Here is a 19,046-nt window from a genome sequence, read left to right on the forward strand (position 1 = left end):
TCTTCTGTGCTGATGAGTGTTTTTTGGTTGGTTTCTATTCGGTATAAGCGGTTGATTTTGGTTAGGTTGTGGATTAATGGATAGACTATTTCTTTTTTGTGGATTTCTATTTGTTCTAATAGGCTTTGGTAATAGGGGTCTTCGATTTGGGTTTTTATATTTTCTGTGATTTGTTCTAATAGATGGTTTAATTGTTTGATTAATAGGGTTTTTTTATAGGTAATTCGGATTTCTTGGGCTTGCATCGGTGGTCTTTTAGGTTAGGTTATTATGAAACAAGAAACAATCTTTTTATTTTTAATTCTAATTTTTTGTTTTACAGTTATTTACAGTTATTTTTATTGTTCCTGTATTGTTCCATATTGTTTCTGTTATTTTTTATAAGTCTTTTATTTGGTTTTGTAGTTGTTCTTTGATTTGCTTTCTTAGTTTTTCAAAGTTGTCCCAATAGTCGATTTGATAGGTGATTTTTCTTAGGTTTTGTTTGTTTCTTGCCGTTAAATATTCTAATTCTAATAAGTGGGTGATATATCGACTGCATTGGGCTTTACTTAAATTAAAGGCTTGGCGGATTTCTCTCTGGGTAAATTCTTTATCCTTTGTTTTTAAATGGTTTTTTAAGCGTTCAAAGAATTGTCTTAAACTTCCGTCTAATTCGTCTATTTTTAGGATTATGCTTTCAAAGAGTACTTCGGTGGCTTGTTGTAGGTCTTCTTTTTCGGTTATGATTTTTCCTTGGTTTATTTTTCTGTTTTTTTGGTTTAGGTAAGTTACCTGATTAATAATGCTTTGATACATTTGGTTGAGTCTTCGTATTTTGTGGACTTCTTGGGGGAGTTGTAGCCTAGTGGCATAGGGGTTGATGACTTCTAGGTTCTGCAGGCTTCTTACATATTCTTGTAGGTGTTTTCGGGCTTTGTTTTCTGTTTCTTTTCTTATTTCTCCTGCGTATTTTTTATTTTGGTAGGCTATGATTTTTTGGCTTTGTTCTATGGATTCGTCTACGGCTAAAACAAAGGATCTGCTCATGTTGTCTTCGTAGATTTCGCCTTTGGTGGTGGCGGATAAACTGCTAAAGATACCGCGTACTTTTTTTTGGGTGCTTTTGATGTTGCCTTTTTTGTCTTTGATGCTTACGCTACTGCTTAGTTTTTGACTGCTGATGAGTTCTCGTAAGCTATATAGGGCTTCTTCTTTTAAGCCGTCGAGGTCTTCGATCACCATGCTTTTACCTACTAGATCCCATTCGCCCCAGTTGTATAAACTGCTTTCGGTGATTCGGGTGAATCTGAGTACGTCTTCGGGGGGCATGAGGTCGGCGATTTTACTGATTAGATGGGTCTTTCCGCTTCCTGAACTGCCTTGCACGATGGCGTGTAGGGGTTTGGGGGTTTTGTATGAGCTGGCGATGATAAACAGAAGTAGTCTGGTGTTTTCTTCGCCGATGATTCCGCTTTGCTCTATTAATTGATTGATTTGGTTTAAACTTAAGTTGGGGGGGTCTTCTATTTTTTTACTTCTTTCTTCTAAATTATTGTTATTGCTTTGTTCTTCTTTCTTTGTTCTATTGTTTATTAGTTCTGTAAAGATTTCGGGAGAATGTAATTGTAAGGTTTCGTTGATGTCTTTGTTGGGGAGTTCTAGGGTGGTGAGTTGTAATTGTGGATTTAGCTCTTGGATTTGCTTGGCTAATTTCTCTGTGGCTTGTTTTCCTGCTCTATCATTGTCAAAGATTATTATTATTTCTTCTAACTGCTTTAATTCTTGGATTGCTTGTTTGTGTTCCTGGGTAAAGCCGTTAACGCCGTAACAGGCAAGCACACTATACTTTTCTCTTATCTTTTCTATTTGTAATAGACTGGCGCTATCGATGATGCTTTCGGTTAAAATTAGGTTTTTTGTTTCTTTTGGGGGATATCCGGGATATAAGCCCGATCTGTTTTTTAAATAATAGTGATTCTTGTCTTTGATGCTTCTCCCGTAAAAACTTACAATCTTGTTGTGGTGGTCTTTTAAGGGAAAAACGATACAATTCATTATCCCTTTATAGGTTCTTCCGTTGTAGCCGATTTCTAGTTGTTCGGGGGTTAGATTTCTTGATAATGTATATTCATTTGCTTTTTTACTTTGTCTTAAATTTTGCTTCATTTTATAGAAGATTTCTTCTAATCGGTCCATGGGGAGTTCTTGATATTCTTTATAACTGCTTTTAGTGGCTAATCCTATCCACTGAGAGGCTTTTGCAATAGCTTGTGCTTTGCTTATTTGTTCTTTGTACATAATAAAATCTATGACATCAATGACTTTATTGGATTGGGGGCAGTTTCCGCTGTAACATCTGACGGTGTTGGAATCGTAAAAGACCTGCATGCTGGGGGTTTGGTCTTCGTGAAAGGGACATCGGCACATCTGGTTTTTGACTGGTATTTGATAGTGCTCTAATACTTCTTGAATGCTTAATTTTTGTTTGATTTCTGGGATACTCATAACTAGGGTTTTTTATTGAGCAAGTTTTTTTAAAAATATTTTTTACAACTATTTAGGTGCAAATATAACACTTCTGTAATTTAATGCAAAGCATTTTAGATTTCTATATAACAGATTAGGTTTGTATTTTTGTTATTTCAATTCAGATAGTGTGTAAATACAACAATTATGGGGTTAGGTAATAGAATTATATCTTTAAGGAAAGTTCAAAAGCTTTCTCAGGGTGATCTTGCGAGTAAGATTGGGGTGCATCAAAATGTATTGGGAAGATATGAAAGGGGCGAAGCTAAGCCTTCTATTGAAATGGCTTCTAAAATAGCAGATTGTTTGGGCGTTTCTATTGATTATCTGGTGGGTAAAATTGATGTTGAGATTGATAAGGTTATCTTAGATAAGATTATTGCTATTCAAAAATTGCCTGAGGAGGATAAATCGCATATCATGTATTCTCTGGATGGGTTGATTCAACATGCTAAAAATAGATTGGCTTATAAATAAAAATAAAACCGATTCATCTTTGAATCGGTTTTATTTTTTATCTATTTTTGTATTTCCAAACTTCACATTATGATTTTTAAAATACTTTGCCCGTACGGTATGGTGGCAGAAACAGAAATGTCTGCAACGCTTGTGAAGGCGTGGAACATCTTAGCCTGCGGGCTTTTTTTTCCAAACTTCACTTTTTATGAAAAACACTGATTTTTCCAATCTAAACAACAATTTAAACCCTGAAAGCCTTAAAGTGTTTTTAACTGCCTTGGATAATTTCTCTTTTATCGAAGATTACCAGCAGTTGGGTTTTTCTATTCAGGCGCTTATTAAAGCTCTGAAAGTGGCTATTTTAGATCCTGGGAATTCTTTAAACAGGGACGAGTTTTTTTTGCTTTTGTCCTTACTCTTAGAGCTGATCCCTAAAAGCGAATGGGAACTCTTAGACAAGCTAAATAAGAATTAATTAAAACAAAACACCAACCATAAAGGTTGGTGTTTTTATTATATTTGTATTTAATGAAAGAAAGAGAAATAAGAGCGGTTTTTGATGAAGAAACAATAACCGTATATCAAGCATATAGAAAGGAAATTGCTTTACCTGCTGTAAAAGCTCAAACTTTTGTTTCTCCTTTTAAAATTGAAAGGATGACTTGGATTAAACCTTCTTTTTTATGGATGATGTACAGATCGGGTTGGGCTAAAAAAGTGGGACAAGAGCATATTTTGGCTATTAAAATAAAGCGTGAGGGTTTTGAATGGGCTTTGAAAAATGCGTGTTTATCTACTTTTAAGGAGCATATTTATAAAACTCATGAAAATTGGAAAGAAAAATTAAACAACACGCCTGTTCGTATTCAGTGGGATCCTGAAAAAGATTTATTATTAAATAAATTACAATATAAATCTATACAAATAGGTTTGAAAGAAGAAGCTGTCAAAAAATTCGTAAACGATTGGATTGTTGAAATTAAAGATATTACAGATTTTTCTAAAGACATTCATCATCTTATTTTAAATGATGAATTAGAAAAAGCAAAGGATAAACTTCCTAAAGAGGAAATCTATCCTTTACCTGATAATATTAAAATGATTATTAATGCTGATTAGAATTAATAAACTCAGCTATCTTCTTTAAATAATCTATACCGTCTTTAACCCAGAATTTTAAGGATTCTGGAATATTTTCAAAATATTTATCCTCATGAAATTTCCAACCATCAGGTAAGTATAGCTTATAATCAATAGTTTCTGATAAACCTTCTTGATAAAATATTTGATTATCAAAATCTATAAATAATTGTGGTAGTAATTCTGAGAAATCCCACCAATCTTTAGATATTTCAAATCTTAAATAAAACTCATCAGATAATTCTTGCTGAGTTATTTCATCTCCTTCTTTCTGTAAACACTTAATAAATTTAGAACTATTTTCTTTGTTCAGAATACCTATATTAAATCTCTCTTCATGACCTTCAGGTAAATCATACCCAGCATTTTTAAAATCATTAATCCATTTAATCCTATCTAATACCCAATATTCTTTATCTGACACAAACCATGAGTAATTTTCATTAACTTTAGTTAAAGTAACGATTTTTCCATTTTGCTCTATAATATCTAATTTTCCTAACATTTCTTTATTTTTATGTGGGACATTTAACACGCGGAGTAGATTGTGGATCCTTCACTTTTCCAGAACCTGAAATAGCATTTTCTTCTAACCACTTTGCCCAAATAGGTGGTAGTTCAAATTTTTTGGCTCCTGGTTGATTTGGATCTACTCTTTTAGGAGCCATACCTCCTTGATTTAATGGATTTTTAGTTGAATTAGCTTGTGGTATAGAATAGTCTTCAATCATATCTCCCATCCATTTAGGTACTTCAAAAGAATATACTTTAGCATCTCCTCCTCGTTTAGCCGCAAAATATTCAGCATGAGCAAGATCTGTAGATGACCCCATACTAATATTTAATGTTTCATTACTTATTTTAATTTTCCCCGAAGAATCAATTTTTATTATATCTTTACTTCTATTTCCTGAAGGAAAAGGTTCACCTCCTTGCACCCTAAATACTGTTACAGTTTCTTCTGGCATCAACCCAAATAAGTCGACCATCGTATTAGAATCATCTACATACGCATACATATTAGGGTTGTTCCCTGCCAGTCCGATGGGGTCTTTGGAGATGTATTGTCCAGTTTCGGGATTGTAGTAACGGAAACGATTGTAATACAATCCTGTTTCTACGTCCTCGTACTGTCCGGCTTGCCTAAATGGAATCAGTGTTGGGCTGCCTTTCAGCTCTTTAAATCCTCCGTACAGGTTATACTCTGCTTCCCAAACCAATTTACCAAATCGATCGTAGGCTTGTACCGGTCTTCCTAAATAGTCGGAGACCAAGCTGTATTTTTCCTCTCCTACTATTTTCGCACAAGGGGTAAAACTTCCTCTTTCATAAACCCAAGTGGTAACCTCGGTTACGGGTTCTTCGCGGTTGTATTTTACTTCTCCTTCGGCATCCGTAATCAACCTTGGGCGATCTTCAAGGGGGTAGTCCCACTCATGTAAAAGAACATTTCCATCCCAAAGATAGCGATAAATTTTATTTCCTACAATTTTAGCTGTTCTTCTGCCCAGGGCGTCGTATTCAAAGGAAAGGGTACTGCCGTCGGGCTTGATTACTTTTTGCAACATTCCGTTGGAATACCATAGGTATTCCCAGTCGCCGGACTCCCACTTCAATTTTTGTTCTTTTTTTTCTTCCCAGGCTTGTTGCCTACGGTTGCGGATTTTGTCGTACTCTCGCATTTCTCTACGGCTGTACTTCCGTATTTCGGCTTTTTGGTCAAAAATATTGTCGTAAACTTCACCGTCCGGCAGTAAAAAGCTAGTTGAAAAATCAGAGCCTGAGGAAGCCTCTACTTCGCTCCCTCTGGGGGTACGGGTTTTAAACCTTAAGTTTCCGTATTCGTCGTAGTGGTACCACCATTCTGTATCTTTTCTTAATTTACCTCCGGCGTCGTACACTCGGTCTTTTCTATGGGTAGAGTTGTACAAATTCCCTACCTCGTCGGGGTTTTTGTATTCGGTCGTTCCGTCGGAATGATGGGCTTGAGCTAAACTTCCGAAGGCATCGTAATCGTACCGTATGTTTGCACCGGTCAAACGGTTGAGGGTTTCCACCAATTTAAAATTCTCTTTCCAGCGGTAGGCGGTGTCTAGGGTTTTACCGGCATCGGAAGTAACGGTTTGGGCTAAAGGTCTTCCCAAGTCGTCGTATTGCATTTGCTGGTTCACTCCCCCGCTCATGCTTCTTTGTACTTTTCTACGGTCCGGGTCTACTTGCAAACTCAAGTGCCAATACGGATTCCTTGGGTTTTGCACCGTAATGGGGGTTTGGGCTTTTAGCTCTTCCAACCTGCCTTCGGCGGTGTAGCGGTACTCTATTTCTGCGCCTAGAGAACTTTTTAGCTTTTGCAACTGCCCCCGCTCGTCGTAGAGATAGTCCAACCAATGTTCGCCCTGCCTTTCTTGGGTCACTTGTCCGAAAGGATTACGAATAAACTCTACTTCACTCATTAGGTTTTGGGCTTTTACCAATCGTCCCAAAGGGTCGTATTCAAAAGATTCCCAATAACCGGTGTTGTAGCGGTTGTAGGTCAATCGTCCGGCGCCGTCGTACTGGTGGTAAATTTCTTTCCCTCCGGGAGCTAAGGTTTTTACGATTTCCCCGTCTAAATTGCGGATGTATTCTTGGGTTTGCCCATCAAAATCTCGCTCTTTGATAATTTGGTCGTTCCGGTTTCTGGTAAAGGTGTAAAACTCGTTTTTCTCGTTGGTGATGCGGAACAATTGCTCGTAAGCGTTGTAGTCGTATACCAAGGTAGAGAGGGCTTCCATGGTTTTAGCACTGCGTCTGGATTGTTTTTTTAGGCTTCCCATGGGGGTATATTCCATAAACCACTCTTCACTGCCGTTGCTTACGTGCACGGGCAAGTCATAAGCGTCGTACTTGATGCGTAGTTTTTTTTGCCCCGGCGTTTGAAATTCGCTTACTCGCCCCAAGTGGTCTCGTCGCCAATAAGTAGGCGCTTCATTTTCTCGGTTTTGGGAAATCAATCGCCCGTACTTGTCGTATTGAAACTCTTGCACAGCCCCGCGGTTGTTGGTGGCTTTCACCATTTGCCCGAAGGCGTTGTATTCCCAATAGGTTTCCAGCCCTTGGCTGTCTTTGGAGGCATAAGGTTGTTTTTCTTGCTCGTGGTAAAGATATTCCACCGTGGACTCGTCCAACCGTTGCCAGTTCGTTAAACGCCCTAGGGTGTCGTACTGCCAACTTTCTGATTTTCCGGTAGGTTCTTTACGGTAAACCAAGCGGTTGAATTCGTCGTACATATACTGAATTTCTTCCCCATCGGGGGCTTGTACCGCCTTTCTGTTTCCACGCTCGTCGTATTGGTAACCGGTAATTTTCCCTTCGGGACTGGAAACCATGGTTAGTTCATGGTGAGGCGTATAGTCGTACCAAGTTTCTCCGCCTTCGGCGTCTACTTGTTTATACACGAGAAAATCCTCGTCGTAGTAGTAACGTTCTATCTTACCTTCTTTTTGGGTATACCGCACTTCGTTGAAACCTTCTTCCGGGAAATAGAAGATTTTTCCTTCCTGTAACTGGTTTTTTCCGGTGGTGTAAATGACACGCCCTTGGGAATCGTACCGCCAAAGGTATTCCATTCCGTTTCGGTTTACCCGGCGCACAACTCGGTCGTCATTATCGTAATAAAAATCTATGCTTTTGCCTTGGGCATCAAACACTCGGGTTAGGTTTCCGCGCTCGTCGTATTCGTAACTCACCAATAAATCTTCTTGGTTTTGATAAACCATATGGACAAAGGCTATTTTTGTTCCGTCGGGCGTCGCTGAAAATTTCAAGGTTCTATAGGCCTGATCGCGGATGTAAGTGAGTATTTCTCCTCTGGAATTGTAATGGAAGTTTAAAACCCCTCCTTGGGCGCTTTCCAATGTTTTTACACGGTAGATTTTCCCGAATTCTTTATGTGGAAAGGCTTGGTAGGTATACACATCCTCCCCAATTTTGATTACCCAAGTGTTTACATCGGGACGTTTTTGCCAAATTTTCCAAGTTCTGTCATATTCAAACTCTCCTTCCAAAGCAGGACAAGGAAGGGGTACCACTTGGTTTTCCAACGGGTGTTTAAAAGCAACCACTCCGTCGGCTTCTTGGGGAACTAAAAATAAATCGTAGGAATTGGAAACCCCACGCCCTAGCATTCCTAGGTAAGGGTTGTCGCTCTCCCATACATTTTTCCATTGCAAAGTGTGCGATCCTAAAATTTCAAAATCTTCCCACTCAAAGCTCATGGCTCCGGTTACAAAATTCACCGGCTCTAGCCCTAGCTTACACAAAGCTTTTGAAATAGGGTTGTCTTTTCCAAATTTACTCGCTAGGAAATGGTTTAGTTTAGTAAACCCTGCACCTACTCCTTTGGAAATTCCTTTCATTAGTAAAACCGTGGCGGCACGCATTAATATGTCCGATAGGGAATATTTATGCGGAACAAAGGGACCGCCAATCAACACCGGATTTCCGGTGTTGAACTGTATATACAGGGTGGAAATATGGTTGTACAAAGCCGCCCAAGCGGGTGGGAAATATTGGTGCCCCAGCCCCATTCCCCAGCAGGTTAGCACTTGCTGGGGTTTATCCCCGCTCATTTCCGAACCTTGTACAATTACGGTTTCAGATCCTACGTAGACCTCGCCGTCGTGCGGGGCTTCCATTTCTCCCAAAGCTATTTTATACACCGGAAGGGAGCCTGTAATGTGTACCAAGGGAGATTTTATAGGATTTTTCATCATCTTTTTGGGTGGGGAAGGGATTCCCAACCCCATCACCGAGGTGGTGGTGGTGGCTTTGTGCCTTCCGTGTACATATACACTGCTCCCCAACGGTATACTTTGCGGAGGATTGCTCATAAACATCCCCAAAGCTCCTTGCACTGCCGATGGTATGGATATGTCGCCCGGAAGATAATCCATAGGGTCAAAAATAATCCCTACAAACGGGTGAGGCAAAGGTATAGGAATCGTCCGAAAGGACGGTGGGGGCGGTATTTGCGTATAGTGTACATCTAAAGCAACTACTACATCAAAATGTTTGGAGGCATGTTGCGAGGCATTTCCGCTCCAGGTATATTCTTTTTTATTGAGTTGAGGGATTGTGGTTAATGTGTGGGCTTCTTCTTCTTGCGAAGAGGCTGCCGCTGAGGAATCTGCAGAGTTCTGAGATGCCTCCGCTCCGGCTTGGGTTTCTGTAGACGAAGAGGCAGAAGATTTCCCCATAGCTGCATCGAATTTTTCTGCCTTCACCGGTTTTAATTTATAAGATTTATGATCTTTCATAAGGTTTAGTCTTAGTTCGTAGGTTGGGGTTCTGGATCATTCACTTTTTCCTGCCAGTTTTCTCCCACCAGTTGTTTCATTTTTTGATCTAGTTTCTTTCCCTTCTCGGAGGATTTGCCGTACTTCTTTAGTAATTGGCGCATGGTGTAAGGAAAGGTACTTGCCTTTCTTTCCTGTAAAGGCAACTGCGCACCTATTTCTAAACATTTTTCGTAATGCGCCAAGGCTTGGGAAGAGTTAAACATTCCGTCTTTGAATTGCCCCAGCATTCGGTGGCTTTCCAATTGTATAAAATAATCTTCTATTTTCTCTCCGATCGTCAAGGCTTTTTCCAACTCTTGAATGGCTGCGGTGGTTTCCGATTGGGAAAGCAAAAACCCGGCATAGTGAAAATGTATTTGCGCAGCAAAAAGCGTATCTTTTTCTACGGTTTGGAAAAGTTTTTCAAACTCTGCCTTGGCATTCTTTTTATCTTCCAATGCTGTGAAAACCGTGGCACGTATAAAACGGGCGGTAGCTTCCGATTCTTGGGAACCGTCTTTTTTAGCAATAAACAATGCCCGGTCTAGCGAATGCAGGGCAGGCTCGTATTTACCTTCTCCCAGCAAGGTATAAGCATTCAGGATTTGTTGTTGGAAATTCATTTCCGGATTTCCCTTTTCTCTTTGGGTTTGTTGTGCCGCATTTTGCATAAGCTTGCCCCCGTCTATATTCAAAACCACTTCGTGTGTGTTCGGTGGTAGGTTTTTGAAGGTACGTAGGTGCTTATATTCTTTGATCACTAGTTTTATGTCTTTTTTCTTCCGATTGATACGGCACCATTCCCCGATCCATTCCTCCCACTCTTGGGCATTGTCTTCCTTTAGGTTGGGCGGTTGCAGGAGTAAAAAAATCTTCCTTCCTTCCATTTCCGGATAGGTATGGTAGTAAGATTCTAAGGTTTGCAACAGCTGGTAGGCATCGGTTTTATACTTCCCCTCCGGAAACTGAACTTCTTGCCATTCGCGCAAGTTTTCCACCCGGGTTTGCAAACCTGCTTGGTGCAACTCGTGCCAACGTTCAACCATAAAGGTTCCGTATTGGTTTTTCCCTTCAAAAGGATGGTACAGGATTAAAAATAAGTCCTTGGTTTTTGCCTGATCGGAACTTTGAGACTTGAAATACCCTTCCAACAAGCGTAGTTCATGCTTTTCTCCCAAACAAACATAAAGCGGACTTTGGGGTGAATTTTTAATTTCCCGGTACCATTGTTTGTCTAATTTTAAGACTTCCAATTGTACTGAATTCATCCCCTAAGTTTAATTAATTTTTACTTTGCCTCCTACAATAGTCGTTTCTTCTTTTGATCCTACGGTTACTTTACCCGGACTGTTGATGCTTACTTCAGTAGTACCCGTTTGTATTAAATTTTGGGTGCATATATTGACTTCATCTGCTTTTATTCCCATACCGGAATTTATGTTTTCTCCGGCTCCTACTCCAAAATTTACGGTTGTTGAACCTAAAATACCAATGTCTTTTCCATTGATTAAGATAGTACCGTCTTTTAACATATCAATTCTAGATTCTCCGCACACCAATGTTATATGTTCTTTGGAACTGATTACGGAGTTTCCGGCTCCATCAAAATTCATGACGGTTCCTCCTTGGTCAGACAAGGTCATGTCTCCTACTTGGTCGTTAAACGTAATATGCGAGCCACTGGCGGTTTGCAAGCCTTTTTTGTAATTGCCTGCCCCTCCGTGTCCGGACTTTCCTTTGCCGTTGAACATGGCGCCTAGGCTTACGGGCTTTTCTGCATTCCCGCTTTCAAAAGCGACAATTACCTCTTCTCCAATCTCAGGAATTACGTGCATTCCTTTTCCGTTACCGGCATATGGGGTGATGGAACGGATCCATGGGCTTTGCCCCCCTGTTGGTTTTTGCCAAGGGAATTGCACCCGTATACGGCTCATGCCTTGAGGGTCGTTGTTATCCGTAACAATGGCTGATTGTTCTTCGCATAATGGTATTGCATCTTCATCCATATAAGGAGGTACTTCATTGTCCATTGGAATGGCTACCACTTCGTTGATATAACCTTCGGTAATGTCATGAAAGTGTTTAATTTCTATAATTTTGTAGGATTCCAAAGGCACTTCTCCATTTTTAAAGATTTTATGCCCCGGCATCCAAGCCTTTAGTTTAATAATATCTCCCAAACGTACGTTGGGGTTGTTGGTTTTGGCTTCCATAAAAAAAACATTCTGCCTTTTTAGCTTCTGTCTTTTTACGGCGTCTTTGAGTTCCGGTCTTCCTCCTTCTAACAAACTATGATTGTATAATGAGGTAGGTACTTTGGAATAAATATCTTCCGAGGCTTTTATGGCGTGCTGTTGAAATGGGTTTACCAAACGGTGAGTGATTGGTACACTGTCTGAATCTACCATATGGGGTTCGGCTTGACTGGCATCGTAAGCCATATAATTAAATTTTTGTGGAACCAATTGCATGCGTAGTTTGCAATCGTACACGTCTTGTTCTTCTACCATTTCTACGGTTTTTCCTCCATAACCGCCAAATACGATTTGTTGTCCGTTGTAGCCCAACCATTCTCCGTAACGGGTGGCTAATCGTTTCACAAAATCCCAGTCGGATTCTCTGTACTGTACGGTATACAACAATTTCTCTTTCATAATCGGGCGTATGTCCCATTGTACTAAATCTTGAGGATATTCTGCCGTAGCATTTTTTATAATGCCTGCCAAATCTAAATTTTCAAAGCTTTGGGAATCTAACCCATTTTCCAATAAAATGGTGGGCGCTTTACCGGTAAAGATCAATCGGGATTCTCCATTTTCTCGTTCATTGGTGATATCAGTAATAATTCCGGTAAATATAAAGGCCGGTGCCCCAAATTGTATCATTTGTATGGTGGTTCTTTTCCCTAAATAATTTCGAGCTTTTTCCATGGGGTAGGCTTTAGGGCCGTCAATCGCTTCCGCCGAACACTTGATGGTAAAGGTGTCGTGTTCCGCTGCTTTTTGTTGAATTTCAACCACAAAATGACTATCGGCAAGTACTCGTTCTCCACCAATGGTAATTTTACTGTAAACAATATGAGAGTTGGCGAGGTTGGTTTCGGGGTCTCCGCCATACGTGGCAATAAGTGAATTGAGTCCTTTATACTCGGCGTACTGCTCCGGGGTAATCAGTCCATTGGGCAAACTGGTTATATCCCCGGGAATGATTTTTTTTATTTCTTGGGCTTGATTGGCGATATTTTTTGCTGTATCTACGGCTTTTTGGGCTTTATCTACAGCTTCTTGCACAGGGGCGGTAAGATCGGATATTTTATCCGCAAGTTGATCTTCTAAATTGGATAATTTGTCGGTAAGTCCGCTTAAATCTGCAGCGTTTTCAACAATTTTACCTGTGGATAATGAAGAAGAAGCTTTTCCTGCTCCTTTTCCTAAATTAGGATCTATGATTGACATATAATTAAGTTTAAAAATAATTAAGTTTGAAATGCTTATGATGCTATAAAATTAAACATTTTAATTAGATAAAAAAATATTTTTTTTATTTGAATATATAAATCTATGATAATCAATGTATATTAAAATAAACCTCTGGTTTATCTTAATTTTTAGTTATAATTTCTTTAACGGAAGTTTTCTAAGGAATTGTATATAGGTTTTAGTAATTACTGTATTTTCCAAATGGACATAAAAAAAAGACTTCTGTAAACAGAAGTCTTTTTTTATATATTTTTTTAAATGTTTATGAATTAAATATGTGAGCTATTTGAGACGTGTAGCTTACAACCAAATTTAACAAAGGTTGAGGAAATATTCCGAGTACGAAAACTAAAACCGCTAATATTCCTAAGCCCAATTGATCGGCACATGAAATGTCTTTTTGGTTCGATAAAAATTCTTTATTTCCTTGTCCAAACATTGCCATCCCATACATTTTGGTTACATACACTGCTCCTAAAATAAGGGTTAGTCCTGCAAATATTGTTGCCCAAGTAGACAAAGTAAACACGGCTTTTAGCAATAGAAATTCACCAATGAATGCATTGGTGAGTGGTAAGCCCATGGATCCTAATGATACAATCATAAACAATACTGCAAAAATAGGAGCTTTGGAAGCCAATCCTCCCATTTGTGACAAATCTCTGGTTCCAAATCTTCGTATTAGAAGATCAGCGGCATAAAACAATCCTACCACATTTATTCCGTGTGCCAACATTTGAAACGAAGCTCCTTCAAAACCTGTGACGCTTGTTCCGCATTGAGCAGTTACTATGGAACTAGCCAAAATTCCTGCTGCAATTAAACCTACGTGCGCCATAGAGGAAAAGGCTATTAATCGTTTTATATCTTTTTGCACCACAGCAATTAAGGATGCATAAACAATTCCTACGATGGATAAAACCAAGGCAATAGAACCTGAAATTCCGCCAAGCGCGTAGGGAGTTAAAGGAACTAACAAAACCAACATACCGAATACCCCCATTTTCAACATAATTCCCGATAAAAGCATGGATCCTTGGGTAGGTGCCATCGTATAAGTATCGGCTTGCCAAGTATGAAATGGAAAAATCGGTAACTTTATGGCAAAGGCTATAAAAAACATCCAAAATAAGTAGATTTGTGCCTTAGGATCTATTTCTGCTGCATATAAATCTTTAAAGTCAAAAGAGCCGGCTTGTGTGTAGGCATAAATTAGAGCTACCAGCATAAATAATGACCCGAAGAAAGTATATATAAAAAATTTTAGATTTATTCTTGTTTTATTTTCACCCGTTCCATAGATTCCACAAATAAACCAAATAGGAATTAGGGTTAATTCCCAAAATATATAAAACATAAGACCATCCAACGCTAAAAATAAGCCTATTAACCCAAATTGCATAAGTAGAATTAGTGCATAAAATTGGTTAGGTCTGGAATCTTTAAAACTGGAAAATATAATTATGGGAATTAGTGCATTGGTTAGAAACAACATTAAAAGTGATAAACCTCCGATTCCGAAATGAAAGGCTGAGCGAATGGGAGAAAAATATAATTTCTGTCCAATTTCAAAAGTTGAGGTATGTTCTACCGAAAATTGCATGCCAACCCCAAGGGCTAAAAATAAGCTTATGAGCGAAAAGCCAAGGGCTATAAATTTAGAATGGTTGGATTTTACGATAAACAAAAGTAAAGATCCAAGGAGGGGTAATAGTAATAGGAGTATGGTTAACATTATCTTTTCTTTGGTTTAAAAATTAATGACTTATAAATCTTAGGGCTAATAGTATTACTGCAATGGCTAATGACATCGCTAAAACATAGAATTCTGCATTCCCGTTTTGAACTGATTTAAGCCATTGCCCTATACACTGTATAATTTTAGTAATTCCTACCACTGTCCCATTAATTATATATTTATCGACTATATTTTTTAGAAAATTTGACAAATGAAGGACCGGATTTACCACTATTTCATTGTACAATTCATTTACATAAGCGGCTCGTGCAGAAGCTTTTTCCCATCCTGTCAGGTTTTCAACCATTTGGGGGTGTGCTTTTTTAACTACATAGCACCTGTAAGTGAATACTGCTACTAAAACTATCACAGAAAGTGTAAGAATTAATAAAATCATTTCTACTACAAAAGTGGGTTCTTCATGAGGAATATTTCCTATATATATAGGGCTTAACCAATGTGCAAATTTATGTGAAATAGCTTTTCCTAAATAATGAGGTAAATTCAATACACCTCCAAATATTGTTAAAATTGCTAAAACTATCAAAGGAATTGTCATGACTTTAGGGCTTTCATGAAGATGAGATTTTTGCTTTTCATTTCCTCTAAAATCTCCAAAGAAGGTAAGAAATAGCAAGCGAAACATATATATACAGGTTAAAGCTGCTGAAAATAGGGTTAGGCCCCAAACCCATTTATTTTTTTCCCAGATGGCAATTAGTATTTCATCTTTAGAAAACATACCTGCCAAAGGAGGAACTCCGCATATAGCTAAGGTTGCAATTAAAAAGGTAACATAGGTTACCGGTATTTTTTTTCTTAGTCCTCCCATGTACCTCATGTCTTGTTCTCCTCCCATGGCATGAATTACGCTTCCAGCTCCTAAAAACAAAAGTGCTTTAAAAAATGCGTGTGTAGTTACATGAAATAGAGCGGTGGTATAGGCGCCTGCTCCTAAAGCTATAAACATAAGTCCTAACTGCGAAACGGTTGAATATGCCAATACCTTTTTTATATCGTTTTGTCTAAGTCCTATAAATGCAGCTAATATGGAAGTTGCTAATCCTATATACATTATAAAATCTAAAGTACAAGGAACTAAAGTATAGATGGCATTGGTACGCACAATCATATAGATTCCGGCGGTTACCATGGTTGCGGCATGGATTAATGCAGAAACCGGGGTAGGCCCAGCCATTGCATCGGGCAACCAAGTGTACAATGGGATCTGCGCTGATTTCCCCATCGCTCCAATAAACAGAAATAGGGTAGCCGTTATAAGGATTGGATCATTGACAGAAAATTTGTGTGCTTGTGTAGCTATGTCCGTAAATTCTATGCTTCCCATGTAATAAGCAAGCAAGAAAATACCTATTAAGAGTCCTAAATCTCCGATACGGTTCATTACAAAGGCTTTCCTAGCCGCATATCCGTACTCTTGATTTTTATACCAGAACCCTATAAGTAGGTAAGAACAAAATCCAACTCCTTCCCAACCAATAAACAAAATAAGAAAATTGCTCCCCATTACTAATAATAGCATGGAGAATATAAATAAATTTAGATAGGAGAAGAATTTTGAAAAGCCTTCATCGTCATGCATATACCCTATGGAGTATAGATGAATTAAAGTTCCAATTCCGGTTACAATCATCATCATCACTAAGGATAGTTGATCGATTTGAAATGAAAAGTTAACTTTCAAATCATCCACGGTAAACCAGTTGAATAGTACTGCTTTTTCCATAGATTGAAAATTACAAAAAAGCACTACCGACATTAGGAAGGGTACAAATACAACCAAGGTAGCAATCGTTCCAACTATGTTTTTGGGTAATTTTTTACCTAATAGTCCATTAATGATAAAACCTACTAGTGGTAATATTGGTATTAAATATATAATTTTATCCATTTTTTAACCCTTTAATCTATTAAATAAACTTATATCTACCGAACGAGTATTTCTATACATCAAGGCAATAATCGCTAATCCTACCGCTACTTCCGCCGCTGCTACTACCATAATGAAAAATACTAAAATTTGTCCGTCTGCATCTCCTTTATAGGCAGAGAAAGCAGCCAATAATAAATTCACTGAATTTAACATTAACTCTACACATCCTAGAATTATAATTGCATTTCTCCTTACCAATACTCCTGTAACTCCTATACAAAACAATAGGGTAGCTAAGTATATAAAGTAGTCGATCGGAACGATTTTTATTAAACTGTTTACTTCCATTTTATTTTTTTTGAAACATAAAATATTCTCGGTATTTTATATTATAAATCTCTTTTCCCTAACATTACTGAACCTACTAGAGCAGCTAAGAATAATATTCCTGCAAGCTCAAAGGGTAACACATATTTACTGAACAATAATATTCCTAGATTTTTAGTTAGACCTATTTGACTGTCCGGATCTGCCGGAAAAGGAATTTTCTCAAAACCTTTGAGTGCTCCTAAAAATGCTATAAATACCAATCCTCCACAAAGGGTTGCCAGAATTCTAAAGGAATTTCCTTTTAAAGGCTCGTCTTTACGTTTTAAATTTAACATCATCAAAACATAAAGAAATAACACCATAATGGCACCTGAATAAACGATTACTTGTACAGCTCCTAAGAATTGTGCATTTAAAAGTATATACAATCCTGATATGGAAAAAAAAGTTAGGATTAGTGCGATTATGCTGTGCATAGCGTTCTTGCTAAAAACAACAAACAAGGCACTAAGTACCGCACAAGTGGATATTACATATAATAAAATTGCTTCCATACTATTTTTCTATGGTATACTTTTTAATTTGTCTTTTTGAAATATCAATTCTGTTTTCCACGGATTCTACCAAACGGTCTTTTCCATAAACAAAATCTCTTCTTTCTTGTTCCGGCAACACCAATCGGTCTGTTAGAAAAATAGCTTCTTTAGGGCATGCTTCTTCACACATCCCACAGAAAATACATCTCAACATATTTATTTCATAATTTTCGGCGTATTTTTCTTCTCTATAAAGGTTTTCTTCTCCCGGCTTTCTTTCTGCCGCAATCATAGTGATTGCTTCTGCTGGACAAGCCAACGCACATAAACCGCAAGCGGTACATCTTTCTCTTCCTTCCTCGTCTCTTTTCAATACGTGCCTACCGCGGTAAACGGGACTAAATTCTCTTTTTTTCTCCGGGTAAGCGGTAGTTACTGGTTTTTTAAAGAAGTGGCTAAAAGTTATCTTCATACCTCCTAAAATGGCAGGTAGATAAATTCTTTCTTTGAGTGACATTTCTTTATTTGAAACTACTTTTGATCTATTGGTAAGCCTTTGCATAAATTAAATTCTCTTTGTTTTTTTAAACTATTATTTAAAAACCACTACCACTGCTGTTATTAACAAATTTAGAATTGCTAAAGGAATCATAATTTGCCAACCCAATTTCATTAATTGGTCGTATCTGAATCTTGGTAAAGTCCAACGTACCCACATAAAGCAGAAAATACAAAAAATAATTTTTATTAAGAAAACTACGATACTTATAATTCCTATTGCATTAACGCCTAGAGTTCCATTTTCAGCCAATTCATTCATAAACGGAAAGCTATATCCTCCAAAGAATAGTGTACTGATTAATGCGGAACTTATAAACATATTGATATATTCTGCAAATAAAAATGTACCAAATTTCATGGAACCATATTCTGTATGATATCCACCAACTAATTCAGATTCGCACTCTGCCAAATCAAAGGGTGCTCTGTTTAATTCGGCAAATGAACAGGTAACAAATAAAATAAAGGCTAAGGGTTGGTAAAACACATTCCAAGACATTCCATTTAAGAATGTAAGTCCGTACAAATTTCCAGCTTGACCTTCTACCATCGTACGTAAATCTAAGGTACCGGTCATCATAATAATTGATAAGAGTGACAACCCCATCGCAAGCTCATAAGATATCATTTGCGAAGAAGCACGAATTGCTCCTAATAGGGAATATTTATTATTGGATGCCCAACCTCCTAACATGATTCCGTACACGCCTATAGATACTATTCCCATAATATATAGTACTCCTATATCTATATTTGCCACTTGTACTAAATAGGTTTCTCCTCCTATTAATAATGATTTTCCCCAAGGTATTACTGCACTGGTGCTTAAGGCAATAATCATTAATATAGCCGGTGAAATTATAAACAACCATTTTTCTGCATTTCTAGGTACAAAATCTTCTTTAAAAAAAAGTTTTCCCCCATCGCATAAGGGTTGTAATAAACCAAACTTCCCTGCTCTGTTGGGACCAATTCTGTCTTGTAAAAAAGCAGCTACTTTCCTTTCCATTAAGGTTTCATAAGCGGCTGCACCTAAACATAATAAGAATAAGATAACTACTAATACTAAGGTAAACCACATAT

General features: G+C 38.0%; 15 protein-coding genes. 3 read left to right on the forward strand and 12 right to left on the reverse strand.

The genetic code is table 11. The features are described from left to right. Positions 1 to 245 (reverse strand): hypothetical protein (locus ETU08_RS00790; protein ID WP_146261109.1); only part of this gene is annotated, 245 nt, incomplete at its 3' end. A gap of 133 nt (positions 246 to 378) precedes the next feature. After that, on the reverse strand, positions 379 to 2,487 hold the full coding sequence (locus tag ETU08_RS00795; RefSeq protein WP_146261110.1) for a toprim domain-containing protein: 2,109 nt from the start codon (positions 2,485 to 2,487) through the stop codon (positions 379 to 381). Between the two features lie 168 nt (positions 2,488 to 2,655). On the opposite strand from ETU08_RS00795, the gene ETU08_RS00800 reads away from it, so the two are divergent. From ETU08_RS00800 to ETU08_RS00810, 3 genes are all read left to right on the forward strand, one after another. Next, on the forward strand, positions 2,656 to 2,985 hold the full coding sequence (locus tag ETU08_RS00800) for a helix-turn-helix domain-containing protein (RefSeq protein WP_146261111.1): 330 nt from the start codon (positions 2,656 to 2,658) through the stop codon (positions 2,983 to 2,985). Positions 2,986 to 3,172: 187 nt separating this feature from the next. Further along, complete coding sequence (locus ETU08_RS00805; RefSeq protein ID WP_146261112.1) at positions 3,173 to 3,442, forward strand: hypothetical protein; 270 nt, start codon at positions 3,173 to 3,175, stop codon at positions 3,440 to 3,442. Positions 3,443 to 3,495: 53 nt separating this feature from the next. Beyond that, positions 3,496 to 4,086 carry a DUF4291 domain-containing protein gene (locus ETU08_RS00810; protein ID WP_146261113.1) on the forward strand — a complete coding sequence of 197 codons (591 nt, stop codon included), beginning with the start codon at positions 3,496 to 3,498 and terminating at the stop codon, positions 4,084 to 4,086. Here ETU08_RS00810 and ETU08_RS00815 read toward each other — a convergent pair. The 10 genes from ETU08_RS00815 to nuoH all read right to left on the reverse strand — a co-directional run bounded on the left by ETU08_RS00815 (position 4,073) and on the right by nuoH (position 19,044). Further along, positions 4,073 to 4,612 (reverse strand): hypothetical protein, encoded by a 540-nt coding sequence (locus ETU08_RS00815; RefSeq protein WP_146261114.1) that lies wholly within the window; start codon positions 4,610 to 4,612, stop codon positions 4,073 to 4,075. The two genes, ETU08_RS00810 and ETU08_RS00815, sit on opposite strands and share 14 nt — an antisense overlap. A 10-nt stretch (positions 4,613 to 4,622) precedes the next feature. Further along, on the reverse strand, positions 4,623 to 9,404 hold the full coding sequence (locus tag ETU08_RS00820) for an RHS repeat-associated core domain-containing protein (protein WP_146261115.1): 4,782 nt from the start codon (positions 9,402 to 9,404) through the stop codon (positions 4,623 to 4,625). An 11-nt stretch (positions 9,405 to 9,415) separates the two neighbouring features. Further along, complete coding sequence (locus ETU08_RS00825) at positions 9,416 to 10,693, reverse strand: tetratricopeptide repeat protein (protein ID WP_146261116.1); 1,278 nt, start codon at positions 10,691 to 10,693, stop codon at positions 9,416 to 9,418. A 9-nt stretch (positions 10,694 to 10,702) separates the two neighbouring features. After that, on the reverse strand, positions 10,703 to 12,880 hold the full coding sequence (locus ETU08_RS00830) for a phage baseplate assembly protein V (RefSeq protein ID WP_146261117.1): 2,178 nt from the start codon (positions 12,878 to 12,880) through the stop codon (positions 10,703 to 10,705). A 286-nt stretch (positions 12,881 to 13,166) separates the two neighbouring features. Continuing rightward, positions 13,167 to 14,639, reverse strand: a complete 1,473-nt coding sequence (locus ETU08_RS00835) for a complex I subunit 4 family protein (protein WP_146261118.1) — start codon at positions 14,637 to 14,639, stop codon at positions 13,167 to 13,169. 22 nt (positions 14,640 to 14,661) lie between these two features. Continuing rightward, complete coding sequence (gene nuoL, locus ETU08_RS00840) at positions 14,662 to 16,554, reverse strand: NADH-quinone oxidoreductase subunit L (RefSeq protein ID WP_146261119.1); 1,893 nt, start codon at positions 16,552 to 16,554, stop codon at positions 14,662 to 14,664. Positions 16,555 to 16,557: 3 nt separating this feature from the next. Continuing rightward, positions 16,558 to 16,884 (reverse strand): NADH-quinone oxidoreductase subunit NuoK, encoded by a 327-nt coding sequence (gene nuoK / locus ETU08_RS00845; protein WP_146261120.1) that lies wholly within the window; start codon positions 16,882 to 16,884, stop codon positions 16,558 to 16,560. A gap of 41 nt (positions 16,885 to 16,925) precedes the next feature. After that, a complete protein-coding gene (locus tag ETU08_RS00850; protein ID WP_146261121.1) occupies positions 16,926 to 17,420 on the reverse strand; it encodes an NADH-quinone oxidoreductase subunit J family protein in 495 nt (164 codons plus the stop codon). A 1-nt stretch (position 17,421) separates the two neighbouring features. Next, positions 17,422 to 17,919, reverse strand: coding sequence for a NuoI/complex I 23 kDa subunit family protein (locus ETU08_RS00855; protein ID WP_221410354.1), 498 nt, complete (start codon positions 17,917 to 17,919; stop codon positions 17,422 to 17,424). Positions 17,920 to 17,994: 75 nt separating this feature from the next. Next, positions 17,995 to 19,044 carry an NADH-quinone oxidoreductase subunit NuoH gene (nuoH, locus tag ETU08_RS00860; protein WP_146261123.1) on the reverse strand — a complete coding sequence of 350 codons (1,050 nt, stop codon included), beginning with the start codon at positions 19,042 to 19,044 and terminating at the stop codon, positions 17,995 to 17,997. Positions 19,045 to 19,046 lie beyond the last annotated feature (2 nt).

The organism is Apibacter muscae (assembly GCF_007845635.1).
GTDB classification, from domain to species: domain Bacteria; phylum Bacteroidota; class Bacteroidia; order Flavobacteriales; family Weeksellaceae; genus Apibacter; species Apibacter muscae.

Coding starts and splice junctions, on each gene's coding strand:
- ETU08_RS00795 (WP_146261110.1), bottom strand. CDS start 2,487: ATGAGTATCCCAGAAATCAAACAAAAATTAAGCATTCAAGAAGTATTA.
- ETU08_RS00800 (WP_146261111.1), top strand. CDS start 2,656: ATGGGGTTAGGTAATAGAATTATATCTTTAAGGAAAGTTCAAAAGCTT.
- ETU08_RS00805 (WP_146261112.1), top strand. CDS start 3,173: ATGAAAAACACTGATTTTTCCAATCTAAACAACAATTTAAACCCTGAA.
- ETU08_RS00810 (WP_146261113.1), top strand. CDS start 3,496: ATGAAAGAAAGAGAAATAAGAGCGGTTTTTGATGAAGAAACAATAACC.
- ETU08_RS00815 (WP_146261114.1), bottom strand. CDS start 4,612: ATGTTAGGAAAATTAGATATTATAGAGCAAAATGGAAAAATCGTTACT.
- ETU08_RS00820 (WP_146261115.1), bottom strand. CDS start 9,404: ATGAAAGATCATAAATCTTATAAATTAAAACCGGTGAAGGCAGAAAAA.
- ETU08_RS00825 (WP_146261116.1), bottom strand. CDS start 10,693: ATGAATTCAGTACAATTGGAAGTCTTAAAATTAGACAAACAATGGTAC.
- ETU08_RS00830 (WP_146261117.1), bottom strand. CDS start 12,880: ATGTCAATCATAGATCCTAATTTAGGAAAAGGAGCAGGAAAAGCTTCT.
- ETU08_RS00835 (WP_146261118.1), bottom strand. CDS start 14,639: ATGTTAACCATACTCCTATTACTATTACCCCTCCTTGGATCTTTACTT.
- nuoL (WP_146261119.1), bottom strand. CDS start 16,554: ATGGATAAAATTATATATTTAATACCAATATTACCACTAGTAGGTTTT.
- nuoK (WP_146261120.1), bottom strand. CDS start 16,884: ATGGAAGTAAACAGTTTAATAAAAATCGTTCCGATCGACTACTTTATA.
- ETU08_RS00850 (WP_146261121.1), bottom strand. CDS start 17,420: ATGGAAGCAATTTTATTATATGTAATATCCACTTGTGCGGTACTTAGT.
- ETU08_RS00855 (WP_221410354.1), bottom strand. CDS start 17,919: ATGTCACTCAAAGAAAGAATTTATCTACCTGCCATTTTAGGAGGTATG.
- nuoH (WP_146261123.1), bottom strand. CDS start 19,044: ATGTGGTTTACCTTAGTATTAGTAGTTATCTTATTCTTATTATGTTTA.